The sequence below is a fragment of the Tateyamaria armeniaca genome, assembly GCF_045797845.1.
Lineage (GTDB): Bacteria > Pseudomonadota > Alphaproteobacteria > Rhodobacterales > Rhodobacteraceae > Tateyamaria > Tateyamaria armeniaca.
This window is the reverse complement of record NZ_JBHDIY010000002.1, coordinates 1525035-1550970: the sequence shown is the minus strand read 5'-3', so window position 1 is coordinate 1550970 and position 25936 is coordinate 1525035. Positions and strand designations below refer to the sequence as shown.

Below are 25936 nucleotides of genomic sequence, written 5' to 3'. Positions count from 1 at the left end.
GCCGTTCAATGACCCGCCTGCTTGCCGCCCTCATCCTGATCCTTCTCGCCCCCATGACACAGGCCGAAATGGCGCCGCGCGATGGCTGGTCCGTCACCGCCACGGACAAAGGCTATGACGCGCTGATCGATGCGGTGAAAGCGGCGGCGAAGGCCAACAAGATGGGCGTTGTGACCCAAGCCGGACCCACAGGGGCCGCAGCAAATCGGGGCATCACCATCCCCGGCAACCGCGTGATCGGCCTGTTCAACAATGTCTACGCCGTCAACATCCTGAACCTGTCGACTGCGGCGATGATCGAGGCTCCGATCCGGATGTATGTGACGGAAAATCAAGACGGCACCGCAACGCTCAGCTACAAGCTGCCCTCGACCGTATTTGCCCCCTACATGGCAGAGGCAGGGCCGGAACTGGAAACACTGGCCGCTGAACTCGACGCGATTTTCGCGACCATCAGTGCCGAGGCGGCAAAATAGCGTTCAGGCCCGCTCATCCTTGGGCGAGCCCATCACCACATAGGACGTGATGCTGTGCACATGCGGCAACGCGCCCAGCATGTCGGTGTGAAACGCCTTGTAGCTGGCGATATCGGCGCACTCGACCCGCAGCAGGTATTCGATGGTGCCCGTAATATTGTGGCATTCCCGCACTTCGGGCGCGCGCGAAATCGCACGTTCGAACGCCTCCTGGCTGGCCTTGGAATGCTCGTTCAGCCCGACACCGATATAGGCGACGAAACCCTGGCCAAGCTTGGTGCGATCCAGCACCGCGCGGTAACCCGAAATGACACCGCGCCGCTCCAACTCCTGCACCCGGCGCAGGCAGGCAGAGGGTGAAAGGCCCACACGTTCAGCCAACGCGATGTTGCTCAACCGCCCATCGCGACTCAACTCGCGCAGGATACGTTCACTTATCTGGTCAATTTCAGCCATTCATTGCAAACAATGGCGAAAACACCGCATCTTTGCAATTTATGATCGCAAACAAGAGGTCATTTATTGCGGATGACTTTTGATCTTGTCCCCGCGCTTGCCGCCTTTGCTCTTGTCAGTTCGATCACACCGGGGCCGAACAACCTTATGCTGATGGCATCCGGGGCCAATTTCGGCTTTCGCCGCTCGATCCCGCACATGCTGGGGATCGGCATCGGGTTCTGTTTCATGGTGCTGCTGGTCGGTGCAGGTCTGGTGCAGGTGTTTGACGCCTACCCGATCAGCCACCAGATCCTCAAAGTCGTATCGGTCCTGTACCTGCTGTTTCTGGCGTGGAAGATCGCCAATGCCGCCCCTGTTCAGACCGGGCAGGGCAAGGGGACGCCCATGACATTCCTGCAGGCCGCCGCCTTTCAATGGGTCAACCCAAAGGCGTGGAGCATGGCGCTGACGGCCGTGACGGTCTACACGCCGGACACCACTTTGCCCGCAATCGCACTGGTCGCCCTGGTGTTCGGCGCGATCAATCTGCCCTCGGTCAGTACGTGGACCCTGATGGGTCAGCAAATGGCGCGCCTGCTGACCAATGCGACGCGGTTGACCGCCTTCAACTGGACGATGGCCGCGTTGCTTGTCGCCTCGCTTTACCCGGTCGTCTTTCCCTGAACATTGCAAATGCCGCGCCCTCCGGCCATATAGCGACAAACCGCATCAGGAGTGCGCGCGTGACGCAATATCTGGAATTCGAAAAGCCGCTGGCAGAAATCGAAGGCAAGGCCGAAGAACTGCGCGCCCTTGCACGGCAAAACGAGGACATGGATGTCTCGGACGAGGCGGCGGCACTGGATGGCAAGGCGGCGGCCCTGCTGCAGGACCTCTACAAGAACCTCACGCCTTGGCGCAAATGTCAGGTGGCACGCCATCCCGAGCGGCCCCATTGCATTGACTATATCGATGCGCTGTTCACCGAATACACGCCACTGGCCGGGGATCGCAACTTTGCCGACGACCACGCGGTTATGGGCGGTCTGGCGCGCTTCAACGACCGGCCTGTGGTGGTGCTGGGCCACGAAAAAGGCAACGACACCAAATCGCGGATTGCTCGGAATTTCGGCATGGCGCGGCCCGAAGGGTACCGCAAGGCGATCCGCCTGATGGACATCGCTGACCGGTTTGGTCTGCCGCTGATCACGCTGGTTGATACACCCGGTGCCTATCCGGGCAAAGGCGCAGAAGAGCGCGGCCAGTCCGAGGCCATCGCGCGGTCGACTGAAAAGTGCCTGCAGATCGGCGTGCCCATCGCCTCCGTGATCATCGGCGAAGGCGGGTCAGGCGGGGCCGTCGCCTTTGCCACCGCCAACAGGGTCGCGATGCTCGAACACTCGGTCTATTCGGTGATCAGCCCCGAAGGCTGCGCCTCGATCCTGTGGAAGGATTCCGAAAAGATGCGCGAAGCGGCCGAGGCGTTGCGACTTACCGCGCAAGACCTCAAGCAACTGGGTGTGATTGATCGTATCATTCCTGAGGCCTTGGGCGGTGCACACCGGTTCGCCGCAGAAACGATGACATCGGTTTGCAAGACCATCGCCGCGATGTTGGACGACATGAGCCAGATGGATGCGCACGCCCTCATCGCGGATCGACGCAAGAAGTTCATGAACCTCGGGCAGACTGGACTTGCAGCCTGACGGCTAGCCTGCGCGCAGCGATGCAATCGGTGCGGCGCGTGTTTGCACGATGCGCCCCGGCAGTTCCACCTGCACCTCTGCACCCTGCCCCGACGTGGGTGTGGTGAGCGCGACATTCCCCCCGCGAGAGCGTACCAATCGCCGCACACCCATCAGACCAAAACCCCCGTAATTCCCGCTTTCAGCAGTCTCCCATGCGTCAACCACCCGACTGTCAAAGCCCGAACCATTGTCGCTTACCCTGAACAGCAACCGCTCCGCATTCATCGGGGTCATGTCGATTGAAATCTTGACCACTTCTTTGCCCGAGTGTTTGACTGCGTTGTCGATCAGGTTGCGCAGGACGATGTGCACAACCATGATTTCGGCCTGCACCTCGACGCGCGGGTAAGAAACGCTGTGTTTGCTGATCGGGTCCAGCATCACCATCACATCGTCGCACATGGCCCCAAGATCAAAGGCGGCGTTGCAACCTACCGGTCCCATGGCCATGGCCTGCCCCATGATGCTCGACACCACGGACAGCGCCCGATCAGAAATCGAGTCGATCATGTCGATCAGTTGCGACTTGCCATCCCCGTGATCGACAAAATCCTTGCGCATCATGCCCGCGAGCGTCTTGAGATTGCTCAGCGGGCTGCGCAGATCGTGGGCGGCCATGCACATCAGATCCTCAAGATCCTGCGCGGCGGCGGCGGACAGGACATGATCCTGCAACTGCTTGCGTTCGTCAGTGATATCCTGTGTCGTGCCAATCATGTGGGTCACCTGACCATTTGCATCATGGACCGGGACAAGGTTGGTACGGGCCCACATGGTTTCCGTGCCCAAGGGCAGTGCAATCTCGTAATCGGTTTCAACCCCGTTCGCCCATGCCCCACACTGGCGACGGTACACAGAATAGGCCGCGCGCCCGCTGAAAATCTCGTGCGCGGGCTGCCCCACAATTTCATCCCGGGTTTTTCCCAGCCGGTCAGACCCGATCTTGTTCAGGAACGCATAGATCGGGCGATTGTCCGCGTCAGGCACAAGCACAAAAATGAACTGATTGACGAAATCAAATACGGAAAAGTCTTCCCAACGCATGGCCGTCTCCTTGGAGTCCGCCCCATCTAGCTTTGCTGACGCTACCAAAGTCTTAAGCCGAGTCCCTAACTCGCCAACATCCTTAACCCTTGTGTAACGTCGGAACGCACGGCAAGGCGCAGACCCGGCTCGTCTCCGGCGCGAAGGGCTGCGATGATGAGGCGGTGGTATTGTGGCGGTTCGGTGCGGCGCAGACGCCCGTAAAGCGCCCGCATGGTCGGACCCATCTGCAGCCACACTGTTTCTGCCATGGCCAGCATCGCCGGGGCCTGGGCACGCAGATAAAGCGTACGGTGAAACTCCAGATTGGTGCGCAGATAGCTGACCCCATCGCGATGTGCGACCGCTTCGGCCACGGCTCCGTTGATGGTCTGCAACCGTTCGATCAGGGCAAGATGGGCGCGCGGCAGTGCGCGGGTGGCCAGTTCCACCTCGATCAAGGCGCGCAAGGCGGCCAGTTCCTCGATCCGTTCGTTGGACAGTTCCGGTGTCGACACCCGGCCCGATTGCGACAAGGTCAACGCGCCCTCGGCCACCAGACGGCGCACCGCCTCGCGCGCAGGGGTCATGGATACGTCGTACTGCTTGCCGATCCCGCGCAGGGTCAGGGCCGTGCCGGGCGGGATGTCGCCATGCATGATACGTGTGCGCAAACGGCGATAGACGCGGTCATGGGCGGCGGAAGACGCCTCTTTCGTGCGCAGAACAGGTTGCATGCTGATTTGTGATCACATGTGGTCCACTTGGTCAATTGTCAAAGCGGTAGCGGTGCAGATCGTTGCCCTGGCGGCGCAGCCAGGCGCGGGGCGCCTCATAAGGGCCATGAATGCGGGTCACTTCGGCCCAGAATGCGGGGGAGTGGTTCATTTGCGCCAGATGCGCGACCTCGTGGGCAGCGACGTAATCCAACACTTCGCGAGGGGCCATGACCAAACGCCACGAAAACATCAACCGCCCCGCGCTGGAACACGACCCCCAGCGAGACCGGGTATCGCGCAGGGAAATCCCCGAATAGGTGCGTCCAAGCTGTGCGGCATAGTGATCGCTGGCAGCGGCAAGGCGGTCACGGGCACGCGTCTTGAGAAAGCCCAGAACACGGGCGGGCACACGCGCCTCTGGCCCGGGCACTGATAACACTCCGGGCTCCAGTTGCACCGACCGCCCCGCGCCGGGTTGGACCACGCATATCTCGCCATCAATCGGAATTTCAGACCCCAGACCAACGGGCAGGTGGCCATCCCAATTGGCCAGATGCTTGCGAGATCCATGCCTGTTTCTGCTCGGCAAATGCCAGCGCCTCGCGCTCTGACGCGCGGGTGGGCAAGGTCAGAGTTACCCGCCCGTCAAACTGCGAAATGCGCAAGGTCATGCGCCGCGCCCGCGCAGATCGGCGCAAGGTCAGCGCGATATCCGGATCCCCTTGCAGGACACGCATCGACATCCCATTTCCCCTATCTGGCCATAAGGCTTTGACTCCGTCCCGGCCTTATGGCACTTGCCCAGAATCGCTGCAATATAAGACGGCCGCCACGCGTTATGCGCACCCGGTCCGCAAGACAGACAAGGATACCCGATGCCAAAGGAAGAATGGGGCACGAAACGCCTCTGCCCAACCACGGGCAAACGGTTTTATGACATGAACCGCTCGCCCATCGTCAGCCCCTATACAGGCGACGTTGTGGAACTGGACAGCTCGAAAACACGCATGATCGCGGCGGATGCCGAAGACGCCGTGACAGCCAAGGCCAAGGCCGCAACCGCCACGGATGATGATGATCAGGTGGTTGATGATGATGACGTCGATGTGGATCTGGACGACGATCTGCTGGATGATGACGACGAGGACGAAGATACAGTCCCGCTCGAAGAGATTGCCGACGTCGCATCCAACGACGACGACACCTGAAACACCAGTGCCGACCGGGGTCTTTTTCACTTGATCCCGTTCGGCAAAGCGCCTAATCAGCGGCGCACGGCTGGACACAGCCGACCCTGAAGAATGGGGCATTAGCTCAGCTGGGAGAGCGCCTGCATGGCATGCAGGAGGTCAGCGGTTCGATCCCGCTATGCTCCACCATTCTTTTCCATTTTGCGAAGCAAAAAATTCGAACCAGTGGATCGAATTTCGGAATAGAATGCCCCGAGCCCCTGCGAGGGGCGTCATCCTAAACCAACTCCAGTGCCCGTGCACCGCGCGCCCATACGGCGACCCGTGTGTCACCCCAGACAAACCGGGCAGCCGGAATGCGGCTCGACCCCCAGAATATCGGCCAGGACGTTTTTCAGCGCGTTGAGGGCCATCAAAGGCGTCAGAATCGGCACGCGCGGCGGGCTCATTGACATCGTCTGGTTAAAGGTCTGCACGTTCAGGCTGGCAACCCGCGCCCCGGCCTCGACGGCTGGAAGGGGGGCAACATGTCCAGCTTGGGCTGCATGGCCAGTGCCATGGGCGGGATCGGCGGCAGGGGCAAGCGGCTCATGTAATTCAGCATCGCCTGCACTTTGCCAACGCCAGTCGTGGTCATGGCACCTTCGCCAAATGCCGCCTGAATGGCTGCAAGATCGGTCAGCCGGGCCAGTTCGGACAACAACTTGCTGGCATCAAGCGGCAAGGGCGGGATGCGTGCCAGTTGCGACAGCATCGCCATCGCCGCCCCGGCAAAGCTGGTCGAACTGACTGGCGGCATCGCCAGCGACGTGGGGATCGTCTCAAGCGGGCCAAGGCTCGCCAACGTCATGGCCATGGACTGCATTGGAATGGGCAGGGCAAACCGCGGGATCGGACCCATCCCGCGCACAGCACCCATCGTTGCGTTCATCTTGCCCGGGGCAGGCGGCAGCCCTTCGGCCTGGGCAAAGGTGCTGTCAAGCCCGGACAGATCCATCGGGCACAGGCCCTGCGCGCGCATCGCCAAGGTCATCCGCGCAGCCATCACCATGTTGAACATGGGTTTCTTGGGCATATAGGCCGCAGCACTCAGCACGGGCTGCACGTTCTCGGCAAGCTCGGACACCATCTGCTGCAATTCATTCATCAGCGCGGCAATATCCGTCAGCGGCAGAAAGGCCGCCAAAGAGGACAAGGACGCCATCTTGCCCATCAGCGCCGGAGGCTTCGGCGGCACCCAGGACTGGCCCACCATCGGGGCCATGACGGCGGCCATTTTCATGTCGATGCGCGGGGCGGGTGCAGAATCGGGCATGGGCAGGCCAAGCATCGCAACCATTTTTGGCATCTGTATGGGCACAGCGCCCACGGCAAGGCTGGCCTTGGGCGCCGTCAAAGCCCCGAGAGGCGCAACGCGAGGAGGGCAAAAGCAGGTCATTTCAACTCCGAAAATGCGGATTCTTTGCTGTGTTCAAATTTGTCAGGCCGGCACATGGGCCAACCTGCAAGCGACACTATCAGATAACCCCGAACCCGGGAATTTTATTCGATACTCATCAAGTCGCGACTCTCACCGCGATCAGTCGCCAGTCACAACCCGGAACACTTCGACAGGTGCGTGAATGCCCTTGAGGGACATCTCGCCCACCGCTTCGGCATCGAAATTGTCCTCGACGGCCGTATAGGCGCGCGGGCTCAGCAAAATCTCACCATCTTTGGCCTGATCACACAACCGCGCGGCAAGGTTCACCGCAGTCCCGCTGGCGGTGTAGTCATAGCGCCCCGCCGATCCGACCATGCCAACGGTGGCATAGCCCAGCGATATGCCAACGCCAAAGCCCAGCCGATGCCCGTGTCGACGCCATTTGAGCGACAATTCCGCCATCCGGGACCGCATCGCCAGACCCAGACGCAGCGCGCTGCCCGCCGGATCGTCGCAAGGCAGCGGGTCGTTGAACAAGACCATGATCCCGTCCCCCGCCCGTGTGTCCACCCCCGCCCCATGTTCGGCGATCAGTGCGCCCATCTCTTCGTGATAGGATTGCAGAACTTCGATGGTTTCCTCTGGCTCCGCAGTTTCGCAAAAGGCGGTGAACCCGCGAATGTCGCAGAACAGCACGCCCAACAACGCGCGGTGACTTTTGAGCAGCTTGTCCGAGCCCTGGCTGACCACAGTATCGGCGACAGCAGCGGGCAGGAACCGTTTGAGGCGGCCCATCCGCTCGATCTCGCCCACCTGCTCCTCAACCCGGGTGCCAAGTTCGGCATTCAGCGATTCCAGCGCACGGAACTGGCGGACATTCTCGATGGCAATCACTGCCTGTTCGGCAAAGGTTTTGACCAGCTCAACATCGTGCGCGCCAAAAGGCGCAATTTCGCGCCGGTAGAGCATGATCGCCCCGATGGCGATGTCGCCCTGCATCAGCGGAACCAGCAGAACTGATCGGGCACCTTCGGTCTCGACCAGCTCATTGCGCCACCGACCCGAGGCGGGAAATTCCGGGTCGTTGACCAGATCTGCGCTCTGGATGATCCGGGCTTCGGCCACGGCGCGCACCGCCACCAGGCCAGACTCGGCCATCGGCTCGTTGAACTCTTTCAGCGCATCCGCAAAATCCGGCCTCACCCCGCGAAAAGCGGGTACTGATACGTGGGTGCGTGCATCATTGGCCATGGGCAGAAAGGCCAGCGGCGCGTTGCACAGGCGCGAGGCGTTTTCGAGGATTGCTTCGAACACCGGCATCTCGTCGTCGCGCGAGCGGCTGATGACACCCAACACCTCGCGGGCGGCCGCCTCCCGTTCAAAACGGGACTGGATTTCGCGGAATTGATTGACGTTTTCGATGGCAATGACGGCTTGCGCAGCAAAGGTTTCGACAAGCGCGATTTCATCGGCGGTGTAGGGGCGAACGTCCTTGCGGAACAGGATCAGCGTCCCGATCCCACCCGTTTGCGTCATGAGTGGCACAAACAGGTTGGTGCGGATGCCGGTATCCTCCACGACTGTCACGTAGTGGGATATGCCCTTTTTGTAGCCCTCGGTGTCGGCCATGTCATGCACATGGACCGGCTTGCCCTTGACGATGGAGCTGGCCGCCATCGAAATATCCGGGTCCATCGTGACAAGCCCATCGTCATAGACCTTTTGCGTCGCCGGATCGACGCCGAGAGAGGCTGCAAGTTTTTGATGGCTGTCGCCCGCACGGCCCAGCGCCAGCGCGGCAGAGTCAGCGGCACAGAGGGCGGCGGCCTTTTTCAGAATCAAATCGAACACGGGCACCTCGTCGTCCCGCGATGTGCTGATCAGGTGCAGCACTTCGGCCATCCCGCGCTCGCGCTCAAGCCGGATCTGGACCTCCTTGAACTGACGCACGTTCTGGATGGCGATCACCGCCTGCTCGGCAAAGGTTTTGACCAGCGCGATCTGGCGGTCGTCAAAGGCGGAAATCTCGTGCCGGAACAGCGTGATGGCACCGATCCCCTCGCCCTCGGATATCAGGGGCACGAACAGGACAGTGCGAATGCCGATTTCGTCGACCATCGCGCGCACCGGGGCGGCGCCCGCCTTGTAGAGATCGCTGTGCGCCATATCGGGCAGATGAATGAGCTTGCGTTCCAGAATGCTTTTGGCCGCATAGGTCTGTTCGGCATCCATCGGCATCTTGCGATCACGAAACAACTGCGCCGCGCTTTCCTTGACGCCGCGCTGTGCCGCGAGGGTCTGAAACGTGTCTCCGGGGCGCACAAGGACAAGGGCCGACACTGGCGCACCGCACAGGGCCTGCGCGCGATCAAGGATGCATTCAAAGACGGGCGCCTCGTCATCGCGGCTGTTCGCGATGACATCAAGGACCTCGCGCAGCGCCTCAAGATGCGCGCGGGCATCCGACAACGCGTCGCATTGCTTGCCGCTGTCGTCCCTGTCCGTCACCGCATCATCCTAAATTGCCTTATGAATTTCCGTCACGTTAGTGGCGCGCGCAGAACTTGGCCAGCACGATCCAACACACAAAAAACGGCACCCGAAGGTGCCGTTTTGAATTGGCGGGTGATGGCAGACGTCAGCCCTTGCCCTTCCAGGGAACAAGCACGCGTTCGGCCCAGCGCATCAGCATGTCGATGCCAAACCCGATCACCCCGATCAGGATAATCCCCATGATCACGATGTCGGTGTTTTGGAACTTTGAGGCGACCATGATCATCATGCCCGCGCCCTGTTCGGCAGCGACCAGTTCTGCGGCCACAACCGTGCCCCAACAGACCCCCATCGCGACGCGCGCGCCGGTGAAAATCTCGGGTAATGAATTGGGGACAATCACGTGGCGCATGATCTGCGCTTTGGATGCACCAAGGGAATAGGCGGCATGGACCTTGGAAATCTTGACGCCCGACACCCCGGACCGCGCGGCAATGGCCATGATCCACAGGGCGGCAAGGAACAGCAGGATGATCTTGCCCGTCTCACCAATCCCCGCCCAGATGATCACCAGTGGGATCAGCGCCAAGGGCGGCACCGGGCGCATGAATTCCACGATGGGGTCAAACCAGCCCCGGAACCAGTTGCTCAGACCCATGGCATAGCCCAGCGGAATGCCCACCAGCGCACCAAAGAAAAAGCCGACGATCACGCGGAACAGGGAATAGCCCAAGTGCTCCCACAAGGTAGAGCCGCGAAAGCCTTCGCTGGCGATCTCGCCAATGCGCACGACAACGGCCTCGGGCGCGGGCAACCAGATCGGTTCCATCTGCCAGCCCTTGTTGGGCTGAATGTTGGGCGTGCCCTTGTCGGAAATATTGACCGTGCCCCAGCCAACATCGACAGAGCCGCCGGGTCGCACGGGTTCGCCGTTGATCTCTATGATCTCGGCGCCGTCGCCGCGGCCAATCTCGTCATTGCGGTCAACCCGCAGCAATCCGGACCGCCACATGCCGATGGCAACGGAATCGTCCTTGGCCCACCCGTCCCCGGGCGCAACTTCGGGGGCTTCTGTGGGTTCGTCGATGGGATGCACAACCACGGTCACCATGGCGGTGTCGCGCTCGTTTCCGGCCTGTGCCGTGTATTCAAACGTGCCTTCGCCCTCGAACGGGCCGGGGGCGTGCAGGAAACCCGGCAACAGGGACGAGCCTGTGAACATGCCCCACAACAGGAAGATGGTGAGAATGGATATCACGCTGGCCGCGCGGTTTGGGGTGACCGCGCTTTCATCGCCAAAGGTGACAGTCTTGAGAGAGCCGTAATCGGAAATGGCCGAGCGTTGGGCAACGGCCTTGACCACGAAAAAGGCGATGACAAAGATCGCGACGTATATCAGGAACGGGATCATGTCGCTGCCTCCGTGCGGCCCATAATTTCTTCTTCCATATCCCAGATCATGCCCAGGATTTCCTCGCGGCGCTCACCGAACTCTGGATGCTTCTTGACCTCGCGCAGATCGGCATCGACACCCATCTCGGCAAAGGGCAGGCGATATTCCTTGTGGATGCGGCCAGGGCGCGGGGCCATGACCAGCAACCGCTCGCCCAGCAGCAACGCCTCTTCGACCGAGTGGGTGATCAGGATGATCGTCTTGCCGGTCTCTTTCCAAAGCTTCAGGACGAGGGACTGCATCTTTTCACGGGTCAGCGCATCCAGCGCGCCCAGCGGTTCGTCCATCAGGATCACGTCCGGATCGTTGGCAAGGCAGCGGGCCAGGGCCACGCGCTGCTGCATGCCGCCGGACAATTCGTACACGGCCTTTTCCTTGAAATCCTGCAGACCGACAACATCCAGAAGGTGATCGACAATCTCGTGCTTGTCGTTCTTGGGCATCCCTTTCATCGAGGGGCCAAAGCCGACGTTTTCGCGCACCGACATCCATTCAAACAGCGCACCTTGCTGGAACACCATGCCACGTTCGGCGTCGGGGCCGTTGATCTCGTGACCGTTCAGGATCATCTTGCCACCCGTGGGCGCAAGAAATCCCGCAACGATGTTCAGCAGCGTTGTCTTGCCACAGCCCGACGGGCCCAGCACGCTCAGCAATTCGCCCGCCTTGAGGTCAAGCGAGACGTCTTGCAACGCCTGAACATGCCCGCCATCTGGCAGATCAAAGCGCATCGAAATACTTTGGATTGATAGTCCGGACATCGGTTCCCACCTGTCGCTTAGGTGCTGATGCACCCGGTTCGGCGAGGGTCACCCCGCCTCGGAGAGAAAAAGGGCCCGTGCGCGCATGGCACACGAGCCCTCAATCATGATCTTAGTTGACGGCTGCCAAAGGTGCTGTGTTCACAGTGCCTTCATAGCTGTCCAGTGCAGAGTCGATCGACCCGGACTGCACGAACACATCCGCAACACCCTTCATGAAGGATGCAGCCGTGCCGCCCAGCCATGCATCGCTCAACTGCTCTTCGACAGTCGGGAAGGCGAAGCCGGCCAGCGTTTCGGCTGTGGCGTCTTCGTCCATACCCGCGTCCTTGGCGATAACAGGCAGCATTTTGGCGTGGTTTGCCTCATCAGCCCACATCGCGTTCGCTTCGGCTGTGACGGCCAGGAACTGGCTCAGCAGTTCGCCTTCTTCGGCGATGAAGTTGGCGGGTGCCGTTGTCGCGTCAAACACCAGAATGCCCAGCGCTTCTTTTTCCGCGCCGGTCAGCAGGATGTTGCCGGATTCTTTCATGCGACGCAGCGCGCCACCCCAGCCACAGGCCATGTCGACAGCGCCTTGCGCCAGTGCCGCAGCACCTTCCGCAGGGGCCATGTCCACGACGTCAAGGCTGGCCACGTCCACACCAAAGTGGTTCATCTGGCTCAGGAAGCCGTAATGCGCGGCGGTGCCCAGTGGCACGGCGACTTTCTTGCCTGCCAGTTCGCCGGCAGAGTCCTTGTCGATTTCCAGCGACGCGTTCACCACGCAGTTGTCGTTTTCCGAATAGGACACGGCCACGTCAACGATCTGGATGTCCTGGCCCGCAGATGCGGCAACAACGAAGGGTGGCACGCCCTGGCTGACCGAGATCTGAACGTCGCCCGACGCCATGGCAGCAGACATCGCCGTGCCGGTGTCAAAGCTCACCCAGTTGATCTTGGTGCCGCCCATGGCTTCTTCGTACATGCCGGTCTCTTTGGCGAACTGGAATGGCATCGGCCATTCGAGGAAATAGGCAACTGTGATTTCGCCGCCGTGGCCTGCTGCAACTGCGCCCTGTGCGCCTGCCAGCATTGCGGTGGCTGCAACTGCACCCATCAGCTTGGATTTGAAGGTCATACGTTTACTCCCGTGGTTCACGCAGCCCGAGGGCCGCACGTTTGATAAGGTTTCGGGCGGTGGTCCGCCTCTGTTCGCGCGCTATGCCTTGCGGCGCTGGCGCGATCCGAGCCGATAATGCGCCTAGGATCAATGTTTATTCGGAGAAACTGTTACATTGCGGATGCATTAATCTGTACATTTGATGAATCGAAAATCGTGACAGGTGCCTGAAAATAAGGCGATTTGGGCGAAACACCCATCAAAAAGACGCCCTGATCGGCTAAAACTGGCTTTATTTACGCCCCCAAACTGGCCCTATTGCTATGACTAGATTCTCAGCGATTATGGGACAGCGCGGCGGCCAAACGCCTTTTGAACACTGGCCCCGCCTCTCATCGAAAGGTTTGCAGCCCATGGACGGCACGTTCAACGAAAACGACATCAGCCGTGTGATCGAAGCAGATCGCGCAAATGTGTGGCATCACCTGATCCAGCACCAGCCGTTCTTTACCGGCGCGGACCCCAAGATCATTGTCGAAGGCAAGGGAATCAAAGTCTGGGATCAGAAGGGCATTGAGCATATCGACGCAGTGTCCGGCGGGGTCTGGACAGTCAATGTCGGCTATGGCCGGGAAACCATCGGCGACGCAGTGCGCGATGCCATCGTCAAGATGAACTTCTTTGGCGGCACCACCGGCTCGATCCCCGGCGCGCTGTTCGCTGAAAAGCTGCTGACCAAGATGCCCGGCATGGACCGCGTCTATTACTGCAACTCCGGCTCCGAAGCGAACGAGAAAGCCTTCAAGATGGTGCGCCAGATCGCGCACAAGAAATACGGCGGCAAGAAGCACAAGATCCTCTACCGCGACCGCGACTATCACGGCACCACTATCGCGTGTCTGAGCGCGGGTGGTCAGGACGAACGCAACGCACAATACGGGCCCTACACCCCCGGTTTCGTGCGCGTGCCCCATTGCCTTGAATACCGCAAGCACGAGCAAGACGGCGCACCTGAGCAAAACTATGGTGAATGGGCCGCCGACCAGATCGAAGCCATCATCCTGCGCGAAGGCCCCGACACCGTGGGCGCGCTCTGCCTTGAGCCGGTCACCGCAGGCGGCGGCGTGATCGAGGCACCCGATGGCTACTGGCCGCGTGTTGCCGAGATTTGCGAGAAATATGACATCCTGCTGCATATCGACGAGGTTGTCTGCGGCGTGGGTCGGACCGGCGAATGGTTCGGCTACCAGCACTATGGCATCAAACCCGATTTCGTGACGATGGCCAAAGGGGTGGCCTCGGGATACGCCGCCATCGCCTGCATGGTCACCACGAACGACGTGTTCGACATGTTCAAGGACGACACCTCGGACAACATGAACTATTTCCGGGATATCTCGACCTTTGGCGGCTGCACGGCCGGGCCCGCAGCGGCCATCGAAAACATGCGGATCATCGAGGACGAAGACCTGCTGGGCAACACGGTCGCAATGGGCGACTACATGCTCGACCAGCTGCGCGCCCTGCAAGACCGCCACGCAGTCATCGGGCAGGTGCGCGGCAAGGGCCTGTTCCTGGGCGCCGAACTGGTCAAGGACCGCGACAGCCGCGAACCTGCGGATGAAAAGATGGTACAGGCAGTGGTCGGCAACTGCATGAAACAGGCAGTGATTATCGGCGCGACCAACCGCTCCCTGCCCGGTCGGAACAACACGCTGTGCTTCTCGCCCGCGCTGATCGCGACCACGGACAACATCGATCACATCGTGGGGGCGGTGGACACTGCACTGACGGACGTGTTCGGCTGACATCTGCGGGCCGCGCCACCACGCGCGGCCCAACCGGTCAAAAATCCAGCACCGCACCGCTGGGCGGATCCTCCGTCACAGGCCCATACAGAAACAGTGCGCCGCCATCGGCGAACTGCTTCAACGCCCCGCACTGCCGTTCCGGCATAGTCATGGGCGCACCCGCATTGTGCGCACCAGCCAATGGATTGAGAAACGGGCGCAGGTCCGAAATACGCTCCGCCCCCGTGCGCAGCCGCAGCTGATATTCCTCGGAAATGCCCCCGACCTCGTTGCCGATGATGGTTTCGGCCAGCTCGGCTAAAACCGGTAGATCATCCAGCACCCTGTAGCGGTTGAAAAACGGGGGCGTGCCGTAGATCTCGAAATTCAGGTTGCCGAGCACCCGCTCGGTTCGGTCCAGATGCACAAGGGACCGGTAGATTTCGACCCGACACTCCGCGCAGCGCAGCCCCTGCACGATGCTGTTGGTGAACCGCAAATTCCACCCGCCGCGCAGGTTCAGCTCGTCGACCACGACCCGGTCCATCTGAATGACGTTCAGGGGCGGCCCGACGTCCAGCGCGCTCAGAACACTCGCGGCCCCCAACACCACCGCGGGTTCATCATCGACCAACAGGATCAACAGCGCCTCTTTGATCTGTTCGCCCAACTGTCCCCTGCCAGCCAGCGCGCGGATCGCAAACAGGGTGGCGCGGTTGGGCGGATAAGTCATCGTGGTGTCGACATTCAGCGACACCTCGCAACTGCGCCCCGCGTTCTGCAGGCGCGCGCTCGGCGGCAATTGGAACTGCACCTGACGCATCGCCTCTTGCAGGGTGACCTCGCGCGCGCTGGCCAACAGACGCGCACGGAGATCGCTGACCAGCGACAGCATCAGGATCTCGTTCTGCATCGCCGCCGCTTCGGTCTGCTCGCGCAACCGCTCGGTCTGCGCCTCCATCAGCGCGGTCTGCGCGGTCATCAAATCCGTCTGCTCGCCAATCCGTTCGGTCTGCACCCGCAGCGTGCGCGTCTGCTCGAACAGCAGCACCGTGCCGACAAATGCGCCAAAGGCCAGCAGCAGGCCCAGCGCGGTGCCGATCACCCAGCGGTAGAAATTCGACCACGTGTACCAGCCCACCCCGCTTTGCACGAGGGCGCGGGCATGGGTGGCGGCGGTATCGGTATCGCCCTTGCTGGCGGCGGTGACCGCATCGACGAGCGATCCGCTCACATCCTCCAGCGTCGCCTCGCTGCGCCCGACCAGACGACGCAAAATGCCGTCGCGAAAGAACAGCACAACCACCAGCACGACGACCAGTGCCGCCACAGCCGCGAAAATGGCGATGGCGACATCGCGCAGCCGCTCTTCGGCCACGCCCATGATCGCAGCAGCAACCGGTACCACCAACAGCGCGGCAGCAAAGAAACCGATCCAAAATGACAGATGCTTGCCCATGCCGCATCCTGCGACAGTTCAACTGATCCGTGCAAGCATTGTGGGGTTACGAACGCGACCGGTGTCGGCGCAGCCATTCATCCGCGACATCGCCCATGGTGCGCGGTGTTCCATCCTTGATCCACGCCATGAAGGCACGATCGAACTTGAACTCAGCACCGCAGGCGTTGATCAGAAAACGGCGCACGTTCTGGGTGTTGCGATAGGTCGCGGTGACAGGTGTCTCCCGCGTGATCGCATCGCTGTGCCAGTCGAAACTCATCCCGCCTCCGGCTTGATGTGCGCATCACCGCCATGCGCTGAATGCGCCCCGACGGTGAGTCGATCGCCAATGTATAGCACAAAGGCGGAGCAGTTCAGATCGGGGACAGTCGGTCACTTACGAGTGGATTAGGTCCAAATGTCGAAAAATATTGAATAAAAATCGCCTGAATCCCCGTCACATGAGCCAAGATGATTGATTTGACGACCGTTCCCTGACAAAAATGTGATATACATGCTTCGTGGGGGATACCCCGCGCGGGAAAGGCATTTGACAAAAAGTGATTAGGAGAGACCGATGAAATCCAATTTTTTGAAAGCGGCGGCGACGTGCGTCGTCATGGCCTTGGCGACACCAGCCTCGGCTCTTACCTTTGTTCTCGATTTTGACACGGTTGGCAGCTCCGACATTTTCGGATCGACAACCAACGCGTTCAATTCCAGCCCGTTCGGCTTTTCCGGCCTGACGGACTCGGAAATCAAGCTGGGCGTCCTGAACACAGTGACCGAGCATTTCCGCAGCTACCCAACGGTAGGTCTCAACCCAAGCAGCCCGCTGCCCGTCGGCCAGGAACTGGACATCGACTTCGAGATTGGCAGCATCGGCAGCGCACCGACGAACGGAGACACCGACTACTTCTTCATGCAAATTGGAACGGCCGTTCCAGCCAATCCGGGTCTGTTCGGCCAAGCCTGCCTGAGCTGCGTACGCAATGCGGCAGGGTTCGGTCCCAATTTCGGTGTGACCAGTGGCGACGTCGTCGGATCCATCTACACTGACGCAATTTCCAGCATTGCCGGGCTCGCGGCTGACAACGACCAACTCTTCAATCTGATCGCAGGCACAACGTCACACGAAATTGCACACACGCTGTCTCTTGAACACGCTGGTGCCCAAGCCGTAAACCCCGGCCAATCCGCATGGGGCGTCATGGGCTCGGGCGCGACGTCGATGCCAAGCAGCCAGCGGGTGCTGGATCGAGAATTCACATATGCGAAATTCGGCCAGTTGATCGGTTCGGTCGGCCTGCGCGATGTCACAACCGCACCGGAGCCTGTGCCACTGCCTGCCATGGGCTGGGCTTTGCTTGCCGTCTGCGCAGGTCTGGGCACATACGGACGCCGCGCGAAAAAGAAGGCGGCCTGAGGGTCGCCAACGATATGCAGGATACACCTTTGACCCTAAAAGCAAAAAGTATCCCGCAGCTCACACGGCTTCTTGCGCCTGTCCTAATCAGTCTGGCGGTTGTCACATCAGGAGGGGCAGCCGTGGCTGACTGGGAATACCGCACACCTGCCGAGGTCGCCGCACAGGCCGACCTGATCGTTTCAGGCGTCCTGACGGGCCGGGTGAGCGAAGAGATCGCTGGGTCAGGCAACCTTCAAAACATCGGCACTGTGAGCATCGACAAGGTGTTCAAAGGTACGGCAGACGGCGACACCGTCGCGGTCATACTGGCCCCGACACGGCCCGGTGGGCTTGTCTCCAGCGCGGACGTGTTGATTGCAGACGGGCAAGCCGGGCTGTGGTATCTGCAAGCGACAGAGCGTGCGGGCCTGTTTGCAGTGAAACGCCCGGACCAGTTTGTGCCCGCCGACGAGGCCGCGGAACAGATCAAGGCACTGGCCTCAGAATAGTCTGCTTAGACTGTGCCTGAGACGGATAGTTGCAGCAGTGCTTGCATGCTTCCGTAGGTAGATGCGGCAGTTGGCGACCAACTGAATGACGCACTCCTTCCTGTGCCAGCGCCGCAACCCGATTGGCCCATATGTGATGACCTGAGCCACCCCCAGAATACAATTGCACCCCTTCAGTTTCGCAGCCCAGCGCCACTTGCCTATTGCACCGGTGTGCGCTTTCAGCCCGATCCGACCCAATTTGCTGCACCCATCCTCCCTCATCCTGCCGAGGCGAGGGCATGGGGTCGCATGATCCGCCAACCGGCTCTCGCACCCGACATCGCCTCCATCCCAAAAGAAGAGATTGCATTTCTGTAGTTTATTGATACAAATTGTCCCACTAATGAGTGAAACATGATGCGGTCGATGTGCTTGAACTGCGCATCGCCTTGGCATTCGGTCGCAAATAATACCAGATTGAAATAGCAGTAATGCCAGATTAAGGTTGCACCATGGCTCTGCCCATAGAAACCTTTTTCCTGTCCCCCAACCACCAGGGCACCCTTCAAAGCCAGGTGCAGCAGATGATCGCGCACGGCATCCTGTCGGGCCGCTTCGGCACCGGGGAAAAGCTGCCATCCACGCGCAAACTCGCCGCGCATCTGGGCATCAGCCGCATTACCGTCACGCTGGCCTATACGGAACTGGTTGCCTCGGATTATCTGACGGCACGCGGGCGTTCAGGGTACTATGTCTCGGACAATGCGCCGGTCCCTCCGGTCTATCAGCCACAGCCCATGGCCGCCGAATCCGTCGACTGGACCCGCGCCATCGGCCAGCGGTTTTCGGGCGGGCGCACCCTCAGCAAACCCAAGGACTGGGCGCGCTTTCGCTATGCCTTCATCTACGGACAAACGGACCCGCAACTGTTTGATCACGCCAACTGGCGGCAATGCGCGTTGCAGGCGCTGGGGCAGCGCGACTTTTCGGCGCTGACGGCCGACTATTATGACCGCGACGACCCGCAACTGATCGAGTTCATTCAGCGCAACACGCTGCCGCGGCGCGGGATCAGCGCAAATGCCGATCAGATCCTCATCACCATGGGGGCGCAGAACGCCCTGTGGCTTACAGCGCAGGTGCTGCTGACCCAGCGTCGTACTGCCGCGTTCGAAGATCCCTGCTATCCGGCCTTGCGCGAAATTCTTACGCAATCCCGGTGCCATATGGCCCCGGTCAGGGTGGATCAGAAGGGGTTGCCGCCCGATGCAATCCCACCGCAGGTCGACGTGATCTTTGCCACACCCAGCCATCAGTGCCCGACCACATCGACCATGCCGATGGAGCGCAGGCAGGACCTGCTGGACCGCGCGCGCGCCCTTGATGCGCTTGTGATCGAGGATGATTACGAGTTCGAAATGTCCTTTCTGGAACGCCCCTCGCCCGCGCTCAAATCGATGGATGTGGACGGGCGCGTGATCTACGTGGGCAGCTTTTCCAAATCCCTGTTTCCCGGGCTGCGTCTGGGCTTTCTCGTGGGTTCAGAACCGTTCATCCGCGAGGCGCGTGCCTTGCGCGCCTCTGTGCTGCGCCATCCGCCGGGACACATCCAGCGGACTGCGGCCTATTTCCTGTCGATGGGGCACTATGATGCACAAATCCGCAAGATGGGCGCAGCCCTGCACCGCCGCCGCACCGCCATGCAGGCAGCCATAGACGCGCACGGGCTCGAAATCGCGGGACTGGGCGGTTTTGGAGGGTCGTCCTTCTGGATGCGCGCACCCGCACACAAGGACGCACGCCAGCTCGCGCTCGACCTGCAAGAGGCCAGTGTGTTGATCGAACCGGGCAACGCGTTCTTTTCGGGACAGGACACGCCGCGCAACTATTACCGCCTGGGTTATTCCTCGATCCAGTCTGACCGCATCACCGAAGGGATCGCCCGCATCGCAAAAGCTGTCGAATCCTAGTCTGGACCTAAACGGCGATTTCAACTGGCCCTAACGCCTCTTGTCGTCGCCGACTACCGTAACTGCAACACACCCGGGGCGATTCTGACGCCCCCTTTTCATTTGGGAGAGCGCCGTCATGAAAATGACCACCGAAGAAGCCTTTGTTAAAACGCTGCAGATGCATGGGATCGATAATGCTTTCGGAATCATCGGCTCTGCCATGATGCCGATTTCCGACATCTTCCCCGACGCGGGTATCAAGTTCTGGGACTGCGCCCACGAAACTTCGGGTGGCATGATGGCAGACGGCTTTACCCGCGCCACTGGCAAGATGTGCATGATGATCGCGCAGAACGGCCCCGGCATCACCAACTTCGTCACCGCCGTCAAAACCGCCTACTGGAACCACACGCCGCTGCTGCTGGTCACCCCGCAGGCCGCCAACAAGACCATCGGTCAGGGCGGTTTCCAGGAGATGGAGCAGATGCACCTGTTTGCCGACTGCGTGGCCTATCAGGAAGAAGTCCGCGATCCCTCGCGCATCGCCGAAACCCTGAACCGCGTGATCATGCAGGCCAAGCGCGCCTCCGGTCCCGCCCAGATCAACATCCCGCGTGACTTCTGGACCCAGGTAATCGATGTCGACCTGCCCGCCATCGTGGACTTCGAACTGCCGCAAGGTGGTGAGCAGGCCGTGCAAAACGCCGCCGACCTGCTGTCCTCTGCCAAATTCCCCGTGATCCTGAACGGCGCGGGCGCTGTCCTGTCCGTCGGCGGTATCGAAGCGTCGCGCGTTCTGGCCGAGAAGCTGGATGCGCCTGTCTGCGTCGGCTACCAGCACAACGACGCCTTCCCCGGGAACCACCCGCTGTTTGCTGGTCCCTTGGGCTACAACGGCTCAAAGGCGGGGATGCAGTTGATTGCGCAGGCCGACGTCGTGCTGTGCCTTGGCACACGCCTCAACCCGTTCTCGACATTGCCGGGCTACGGCATTGATTACTGGCCCACAGACGCCAAGATCATTCAGGTCGACATCAACCCCGACCGCATCGGCCTGACCAAAAAGGTCACCGTGGGCATCGTGGGCGATGCGGCCAAGGTCGCCAAAGGCATCACGGAACGCCTTGCCGATGACGCAGGCGACACCAACCGGTCGGACCGCAAGAACACCATCGCGACAACCAAATCGGCATGGGCGCAGGAACTGACCTCGATGAACGAGGAACAGGACGATCCCGGCACCGACTGGAACGTGCGGGCCCGCGCGGCCAAGCCTGACTGGATGTCCCCCCGCATGGCATGGCGCGCGATCCAGAAATCGCTGCCTGTCGAGGCGATCATCTCGTCCGACATCGGCAACAACTGCGCCATCGGCAACGCCTATCCTTCGTTCAACGAAAGCCGCAAGTATTTGGCCCCCGGCCTGTTCGGCCCTTGTGGCTATGGCCTGCCGTCCATCGTGGGTGCGAAAATCGGCAAGCCAGACACACCGGTTGTCGGATTTGCCGGCGACGGTGCATTCGGGATCTCGGTGAACGAGTTGACGGCCATCGGCCGTGGCGACTGGCCCGCCATCACGCAAATCGTCTTCCGCAACTACCAGTGGGGCGCGGAAAAGCGGAACTCGACCCTGTGGTTTGACGACAACTTTGTCGGCACCGAGCTGGACGAGGATGTCTCCTATGCCGGGATCGCCAAGGCGTGTGGTCTGAAAGGCGTTGTCGCCCGCACCCAGGACGAACTGACCGAGGCATTGGCGCAGGCGATCAAGGACCAGATGGAAAACGGTGTCACCACGCTGATCGAGGCGATGATCAACCAGGAACTGGGTGATCCGTTCCGCCGCGACGCGATGAAGAAACCTGTCGCCGTGGCCGGGATCAGCAAGGACGACATGCGTCAGCAAGTGGGCGCATAGCCTTCGTGGATCCGAGCAAACCAAATGGATGGGCCGCATGAGCGTGCTGGACGATCTCCAGTCGCGCGCAGCGGCCCATCCTGCGCATATCGTGCTGAGCGAGGGGTTCGATCCGCGCATTGTCTCCGCCGCCGTTCAGGCGGTCGCGGCGGGCCTTGGCCGGATCACGCTGGTCGGCGACACGCACACAGTCACCCGAGAATTGACCGCCATTGGTGCCGCACCGTCCCGCGCGCTGCAAATCGCAGATCCGGCCATTTCCCCCCATACAGATCATGTCGCACGCACCTATTTTGAACTCCGCCAGCACAAGGGCGTCACCCACGAGGTTGCGGAAAAGCAGGCACGTGACCCTCTTGTCTTTGCTGCGATGCTCGTACGTCTGGGCCACGCCGATGGCACCGTCGGCGGAGCCGTCGCCACAACATCGGACACGGTGCGCGCGGCACTTCAAGTGATCGGCAAGGCAGCCGACGCGCCCCTGGTCTCCAGCTTTTTCCTGATGGCGCTGCCCAAGGGGCACCCGTCCGGGCGCGGGGCCATGATCTTTTCCGACTGCGGGTTGGTGATCGACCCGTCCGCCACCGAACTGTCCGCCATCGCCGCGCAATCCGCCGCATCCTGCCGGGCGCTTATGGCCGAGACCCCCAAGGTAGCGCTTTTGTCCTTTTCCACAAAGGGCAGCGCGCGCCATGACGCCGTGACCAAGGTCACGGATGCGTTGGAACATTTGCGCGCCAACCACCCCGATATTGCGGCCGACGGCGAATTGCAGTTCGACGCCGCCTTTGTCCCAAGCGTCGGGTCCAGCAAGGCCAAAGGGTCGGATGTGGCAGGCCACGCCAACGTCATGGTCTTTCCCAATCTCGATGCAGGCAACATCGGCTACAAGATTGCGCAGCGGATCGGCGGGTGTATGGCAATCGGCCCCGTGCTGCAAGGCCTTGCCAAGCCCGCCAATGACCTGTCACGTGGGTGCACTGCCGATGATGTGGTCCACATGATCGCCGTCACCGCCCTGCAAGCCGCAGCCCTCAAGGAGCGCACATGACCCAGCCCAAACTTGATCTGTCGCCCAAGGTGTCTGACGAGGTCCGCAAAACCACGTGTTACATGTGCGCCTGCCGCTGTGGCATCAACGTGCATCTCAAGTCGGGCAAGGTCGCCTATATCGAGGGCAACCGCGATCACCCGGTGAACAAGGGCGTGCTGTGTGCCAAGGGCAGCGCCGGCATCATGCAGATCAACGCCCCCTCGCGCCTCAAGGCCCCGCTGAAACGGGTTGGCCCGCGCGGGTCCGGCGCGTTTGAGGAAATCAGCTGGGACGAAGCGTTGCAGATCGCAACCGACTGGCTGGAACCTGTGCGCAAGGAAAACCCGGAAAAGCTGGCGTTTTTCACAGGCCGTGACCAGTCCCAATCCTTCACCTCGCTCTGGGCACAAAGTTATGGCACCCCCAACTACGCCGCGCATGGCGGATTCTGTTCGGTCAACATGGCGGCGGCGGGCATCTACACGATGGGCGGCGCGTTCTGGGAATTCGGCCAGCCCGACTGGGACCACACCAAGCTGTTCATGCTGTTTGGCGTCGCAGAGGATCACGACAGCAACCCGATCAAGATGGGCATCGGCAAGATCAAGGCGCGCGGCGCGCGTGTGATCGGGGTGAACCCGATCCGCACAGGCTATAACGCCGTGGCCGACGATTGGGTGGGCATCACCCCCGGTACCGACGGGCTGTTCATCCTGTCCCTCGTCCATTGCCTGATGAAAGCGGGCAAGATCGACCTGAATTACCTCGCCCAGTTCACCAACGCGCCCTGCCTCGTGAATGGTGACGAAAAGTCGCCTGAGTTCGGTCTGCTGCTGCGCGATGAGAACGGCAAAGAACTGGTGATGGACCGCAAGACCGGCAAGCTGACGCCGTTTGACCAGAAAGGCGTGAAACCCGATCTGGTAGCCACGCACCGCAAGGCGGGCATCAGCCACCGGACCGTCATGCAGCACATGGCCGAACGGTATCTGACCGACGAATATGCCCCCGAAACAGTGGCCGAACGTGTTGGCATCTCGGCCAAACGCATCCGCACACTGGCCGCCGAAATTGCGCGCGTCGCCTTTGACGAGGCGTTCGAGCTGGACCAGGAATGGACCGACTTTCGCGGTGAGACGCACAAGAAAATGCAGGGCCGCCCGGTCTCCTTCCACTCGATGCGCGGGGTTTCGGCCCATGCCAACGGGTTCCAGACCTGCCGCGCCCTGCACGTTCTGCAAATCCTGCTGGGCAGCGTCGAAGTGCCCGGCGGTTTCCGCTTCAAACCGCCCTACCCCAAACCTGCGACCGCGCACCCGAAACCCCACGTGGGCGTCACCAAGGGCGCGCCGCTCAACGGCCCGCACCTCGGCTTTACCCACGGCCCCGACGATCTGGCGCTGAAAGAAGACGGCACGCCCGCGCGCATCGACAAGGCGTTCACCTGGGAAAACCCGATGTCCAGCCACGGGCTGATGCACATGGTGATCTCGAACGCCTATGCGGGCGACCCCTACAAGATCGACACGCTGTTCATGTACATGGCCAACATGTCGTGGAACTCCTCCATGAACACCGGCGGCGTAATGAAGATGCTGACGGACAAGGACGAAAGCGGCGAATACGTGATCCCACGGATTATCTATTCCGATGCCTACAGTTCCGAGATGGTCGCCTATGCCGACCTGATCCTGCCCGACACGACCTATCTGGAACGCCACGACTGTATCTCACTGCTCGACCGCCCGATCTGCGAGGCCGATGCCGCCGCCGACGCGATCCGCTGGCCGGTGATTGAACCCGACCGCGATGTGCGCGGGTTCCAATCCGTGCTGTGCGAGTTGGGGGCCAAGCTGAACCTGCCCGCCTTCACCAACGAAGACGGCAGCCAGAAATACGCCGATTACGCAGACTACATCGTCAACCACGAACGCCGCCCCGGCATTGGCCCGCTTGCAGGCTGGCGCATGGGCGACAAGGGGCTGACATCAGGGCGCGGCGGCGTGAACGAAGGGCAACTTGACAGCTATATCAAGAACGGCGGCTTCTTCGTCGAACACATTCCGGACGGGGCGAATTACTACAAACCCTGGAACGCCGCCTATCAGGACTGGGCCGTCGAAATGGGCCTGTATGACAGCCCACAGCCCTACCTGTTCTCCCTCTATGTCGAACCGCTGCGTCGCTTCCAACTGGCCGCCGAAGGTCACGGCGATCGCCAGCCACCCGACCATCTGCGCCAGCGGATCAAGGACACGATGGACCCGCTGCCGATCTGGTACGATCCGGCCCCTGAAAACAAGGTCGACGACTATCCGATCACCGCGCTGACCCAGCGCCCGATGGCGATGTACCACTCCTGGGGGTCACAAAACGCGTGGCTGCGCCAGTTGCACGGGCACAATCCGCTGTATCTGCCAACCAGGCTGATGCGTGAAAACAACCTCGCTGACGGCGACTGGGCCCGCGTGACGTCGCCGCATGGGGAAATCACCGTTCCGGTGCTGGAAATGGCGGCGCTCAACGAAAACACAGTCTGGACGTGGAACGCCATCGGCAAGCGCAAAGGCGCCTGGGCTCTGGATGAAAACGCGCCCGAGGCGACCAAGGGGTTCCTGCTCAACCACCTGATCCACGAATTGCTGCCGCCCAAGGGCGACGGGCTGCGGTGGGCAAATTCCGACCCGATCACGGGTCAGGCCGCTTGGTTCGACCTCAAGGTGCGGGTTGAAAAGGCAGAGGCTCCGGCAGAAAGCCAACCCAGCCTGCCCGCGATCGAATCCCCCGTCGGCAAGGACCCGGGCGATCTGGTGTGGAAGGTGGGCAAGTGACGGGAATCCAGCGCACCCTGTTGGCCATTCTGGCCTTTGTCGGCATTGCGGTTGGCCTGTTCATCTGGTTCATCGCGAACTGGGACAAGGACAAGACGCAGCCCATCGGGATGGCCCCCGGCGACAGCATCATCGCGGGCGCGATTGCTGTGCGCTTTGCGCCTGCCACGGCACCGGTCAGTTCGGATTTGATGCGGACCATGGACGCATGATCGCCCATCGGCCCCTCAACTGGAACGGGACGGC

22 protein-coding genes, 1 tRNA gene and 1 pseudogene are annotated in these 25936 nt (G+C 61.1%); 13 read left to right on the top strand and 11 right to left on the bottom strand.

What is annotated here, in order from left to right:
- Window positions 1-8: 8 nt before the first annotated feature.
- Window positions 9-476, top strand: a complete 468-nt coding sequence (locus ACERZ8_RS07720) for a DUF302 domain-containing protein (protein WP_407591668.1) — start codon at window positions 9-11, stop codon at window positions 474-476.
- 3 nt (window positions 477-479) lie between these two features.
- Here ACERZ8_RS07720 and ACERZ8_RS07715 read toward each other — a convergent pair whose 3' ends face one another.
- A complete protein-coding gene (locus ACERZ8_RS07715) occupies window positions 480-932 on the bottom strand; it encodes an Lrp/AsnC family transcriptional regulator (protein WP_407591667.1) in 453 nt (150 codons plus the stop codon).
- 72 nt (window positions 933-1004) lie between these two features.
- Here ACERZ8_RS07715 and ACERZ8_RS07710 point away from each other — a divergent pair, with 72 nt between their 5' ends.
- A complete protein-coding gene (locus ACERZ8_RS07710; protein ID WP_407594206.1) occupies window positions 1005-1598 on the top strand; it encodes a LysE family translocator in 594 nt (197 codons plus the stop codon).
- A 59-nt stretch (window positions 1599-1657) separates the two neighbouring features.
- The gene (locus tag ACERZ8_RS07705; RefSeq protein ID WP_407591666.1) at window positions 1658-2620 is read left to right on the top strand and encodes an acetyl-CoA carboxylase carboxyltransferase subunit alpha; all 963 of its coding nucleotides are present in this window, start codon (window positions 1658-1660) and stop codon (window positions 2618-2620) included.
- A 3-nt stretch (window positions 2621-2623) separates the two neighbouring features.
- Here ACERZ8_RS07705 and ACERZ8_RS07700 read toward each other — a convergent pair whose 3' ends face one another.
- The 3 genes and pseudogenes from ACERZ8_RS07700 to ACERZ8_RS07690 all read right to left on the bottom strand — a co-directional run bounded on the left by ACERZ8_RS07700 (window position 2624) and on the right by ACERZ8_RS07690 (window position 5147).
- Complete coding sequence (locus tag ACERZ8_RS07700) at window positions 2624-3706, bottom strand: PAS domain-containing sensor histidine kinase (RefSeq protein WP_407591665.1); 1083 nt, start codon at window positions 3704-3706, stop codon at window positions 2624-2626.
- A 65-nt stretch (window positions 3707-3771) separates the two neighbouring features.
- The gene (locus tag ACERZ8_RS07695; protein WP_407591664.1) at window positions 3772-4422 is read right to left on the bottom strand and encodes a GntR family transcriptional regulator; all 651 of its coding nucleotides are present in this window, start codon (window positions 4420-4422) and stop codon (window positions 3772-3774) included.
- Between the two features lie 31 nt (window positions 4423-4453).
- Window positions 4454-5147, bottom strand: a pseudogene (locus ACERZ8_RS07690) (M48 family metallopeptidase).
- 132 nt (window positions 5148-5279) lie between these two features.
- Between ACERZ8_RS07690 and ACERZ8_RS07685 the strand changes: the two are divergent.
- Window positions 5280-5612, top strand: a complete 333-nt coding sequence (locus ACERZ8_RS07685) for a TIGR02300 family protein (RefSeq protein ID WP_407591663.1) — start codon at window positions 5280-5282, stop codon at window positions 5610-5612.
- A 95-nt stretch (window positions 5613-5707) separates the two neighbouring features.
- Window positions 5708-5783: transfer RNA gene (locus tag ACERZ8_RS07680), tRNA-Ala, on the top strand.
- 289 nt (window positions 5784-6072) lie between these two features.
- Here the strand turns inward: ACERZ8_RS07680 and ACERZ8_RS07675 are convergent.
- The 5 genes from ACERZ8_RS07675 to ACERZ8_RS07655 all read right to left on the bottom strand — a co-directional run bounded on the left by ACERZ8_RS07675 (window position 6073) and on the right by ACERZ8_RS07655 (window position 12844).
- Window positions 6073-6990 (bottom strand): hypothetical protein, encoded by a 918-nt coding sequence (locus ACERZ8_RS07675; protein ID WP_407591662.1) that lies wholly within the window; start codon window positions 6988-6990, stop codon window positions 6073-6075.
- A 183-nt stretch (window positions 6991-7173) separates the two neighbouring features.
- The gene (locus ACERZ8_RS07670; protein ID WP_407591661.1) at window positions 7174-9525 is read right to left on the bottom strand and encodes a GAF domain-containing protein; all 2352 of its coding nucleotides are present in this window, start codon (window positions 9523-9525) and stop codon (window positions 7174-7176) included.
- Between the two features lie 130 nt (window positions 9526-9655).
- Complete coding sequence (locus ACERZ8_RS07665; protein WP_407591660.1) at window positions 9656-10921, bottom strand: ABC transporter permease; 1266 nt, start codon at window positions 10919-10921, stop codon at window positions 9656-9658.
- Window positions 10918-11724, bottom strand: coding sequence for a taurine ABC transporter ATP-binding protein (locus ACERZ8_RS07660; RefSeq protein WP_407591659.1), 807 nt, complete (start codon window positions 11722-11724; stop codon window positions 10918-10920). Before ACERZ8_RS07660 ends, ACERZ8_RS07665 begins: the two co-directional genes overlap by 4 nt.
- 112 nt (window positions 11725-11836) lie before the next feature.
- Entirely contained in the window at window positions 11837-12844 is a 1008-nt protein-coding gene (locus tag ACERZ8_RS07655; RefSeq protein ID WP_407591658.1) for a taurine ABC transporter substrate-binding protein, read from the bottom strand.
- Window positions 12845-13239: 395 nt separating this feature from the next.
- On the opposite strand from ACERZ8_RS07655, the gene ACERZ8_RS07650 reads away from it, so the two are divergent.
- Window positions 13240-14634 (top strand): aminotransferase family protein, encoded by a 1395-nt coding sequence (locus ACERZ8_RS07650; RefSeq protein WP_407591657.1) that lies wholly within the window; start codon window positions 13240-13242, stop codon window positions 14632-14634.
- A gap of 37 nt (window positions 14635-14671) precedes the next feature.
- Here ACERZ8_RS07650 and ACERZ8_RS07645 read toward each other — a convergent pair whose 3' ends face one another.
- The gene (locus ACERZ8_RS07645; RefSeq protein ID WP_407591656.1) at window positions 14672-16075 is read right to left on the bottom strand and encodes a hypothetical protein; all 1404 of its coding nucleotides are present in this window, start codon (window positions 16073-16075) and stop codon (window positions 14672-14674) included.
- A 46-nt stretch (window positions 16076-16121) separates the two neighbouring features.
- A complete protein-coding gene (locus ACERZ8_RS07640; protein ID WP_407591655.1) occupies window positions 16122-16337 on the bottom strand; it encodes a DUF6434 domain-containing protein in 216 nt (71 codons plus the stop codon).
- Between the two features lie 297 nt (window positions 16338-16634).
- Between ACERZ8_RS07640 and ACERZ8_RS07635 the strand changes: the two genes are divergently transcribed.
- The 7 genes from ACERZ8_RS07635 to ACERZ8_RS07605 all read left to right on the top strand — a co-directional run bounded on the left by ACERZ8_RS07635 (window position 16635) and on the right by ACERZ8_RS07605 (window position 25902).
- Complete coding sequence (locus tag ACERZ8_RS07635; RefSeq protein WP_407591654.1) at window positions 16635-17483, top strand: hypothetical protein; 849 nt, start codon at window positions 16635-16637, stop codon at window positions 17481-17483.
- Between the two features lie 122 nt (window positions 17484-17605).
- Complete coding sequence (locus ACERZ8_RS07630) at window positions 17606-17974, top strand: hypothetical protein (RefSeq protein WP_407591653.1); 369 nt, start codon at window positions 17606-17608, stop codon at window positions 17972-17974.
- 494 nt (window positions 17975-18468) lie between these two features.
- Window positions 18469-19926: a MocR-like pyridoxine biosynthesis transcription factor PdxR gene (gene pdxR, locus ACERZ8_RS07625; RefSeq protein ID WP_407591652.1), complete on the top strand. Its 1458-nt coding sequence runs from the start codon at window positions 18469-18471 to the stop codon at window positions 19924-19926.
- A gap of 118 nt (window positions 19927-20044) precedes the next feature.
- Complete coding sequence (gene xsc / locus ACERZ8_RS07620; protein ID WP_407591651.1) at window positions 20045-21826, top strand: sulfoacetaldehyde acetyltransferase; 1782 nt, start codon at window positions 20045-20047, stop codon at window positions 21824-21826.
- A 37-nt stretch (window positions 21827-21863) separates the two neighbouring features.
- Window positions 21864-22877, top strand: a complete 1014-nt coding sequence (gene pta, locus ACERZ8_RS07615; protein WP_407591650.1) for a phosphate acetyltransferase — start codon at window positions 21864-21866, stop codon at window positions 22875-22877.
- Window positions 22874-25690 carry a molybdopterin oxidoreductase family protein gene (locus tag ACERZ8_RS07610; RefSeq protein WP_407591649.1) on the top strand — a complete coding sequence of 939 codons (2817 nt, stop codon included), beginning with the start codon at window positions 22874-22876 and terminating at the stop codon, window positions 25688-25690. Before pta ends, ACERZ8_RS07610 begins: the two co-directional genes overlap by 4 nt.
- The gene (locus ACERZ8_RS07605; protein ID WP_407591648.1) at window positions 25687-25902 is read left to right on the top strand and encodes a hypothetical protein; all 216 of its coding nucleotides are present in this window, start codon (window positions 25687-25689) and stop codon (window positions 25900-25902) included. Before ACERZ8_RS07610 ends, ACERZ8_RS07605 begins: the two co-directional genes overlap by 4 nt.
- Window positions 25903-25936 lie beyond the last annotated feature (34 nt).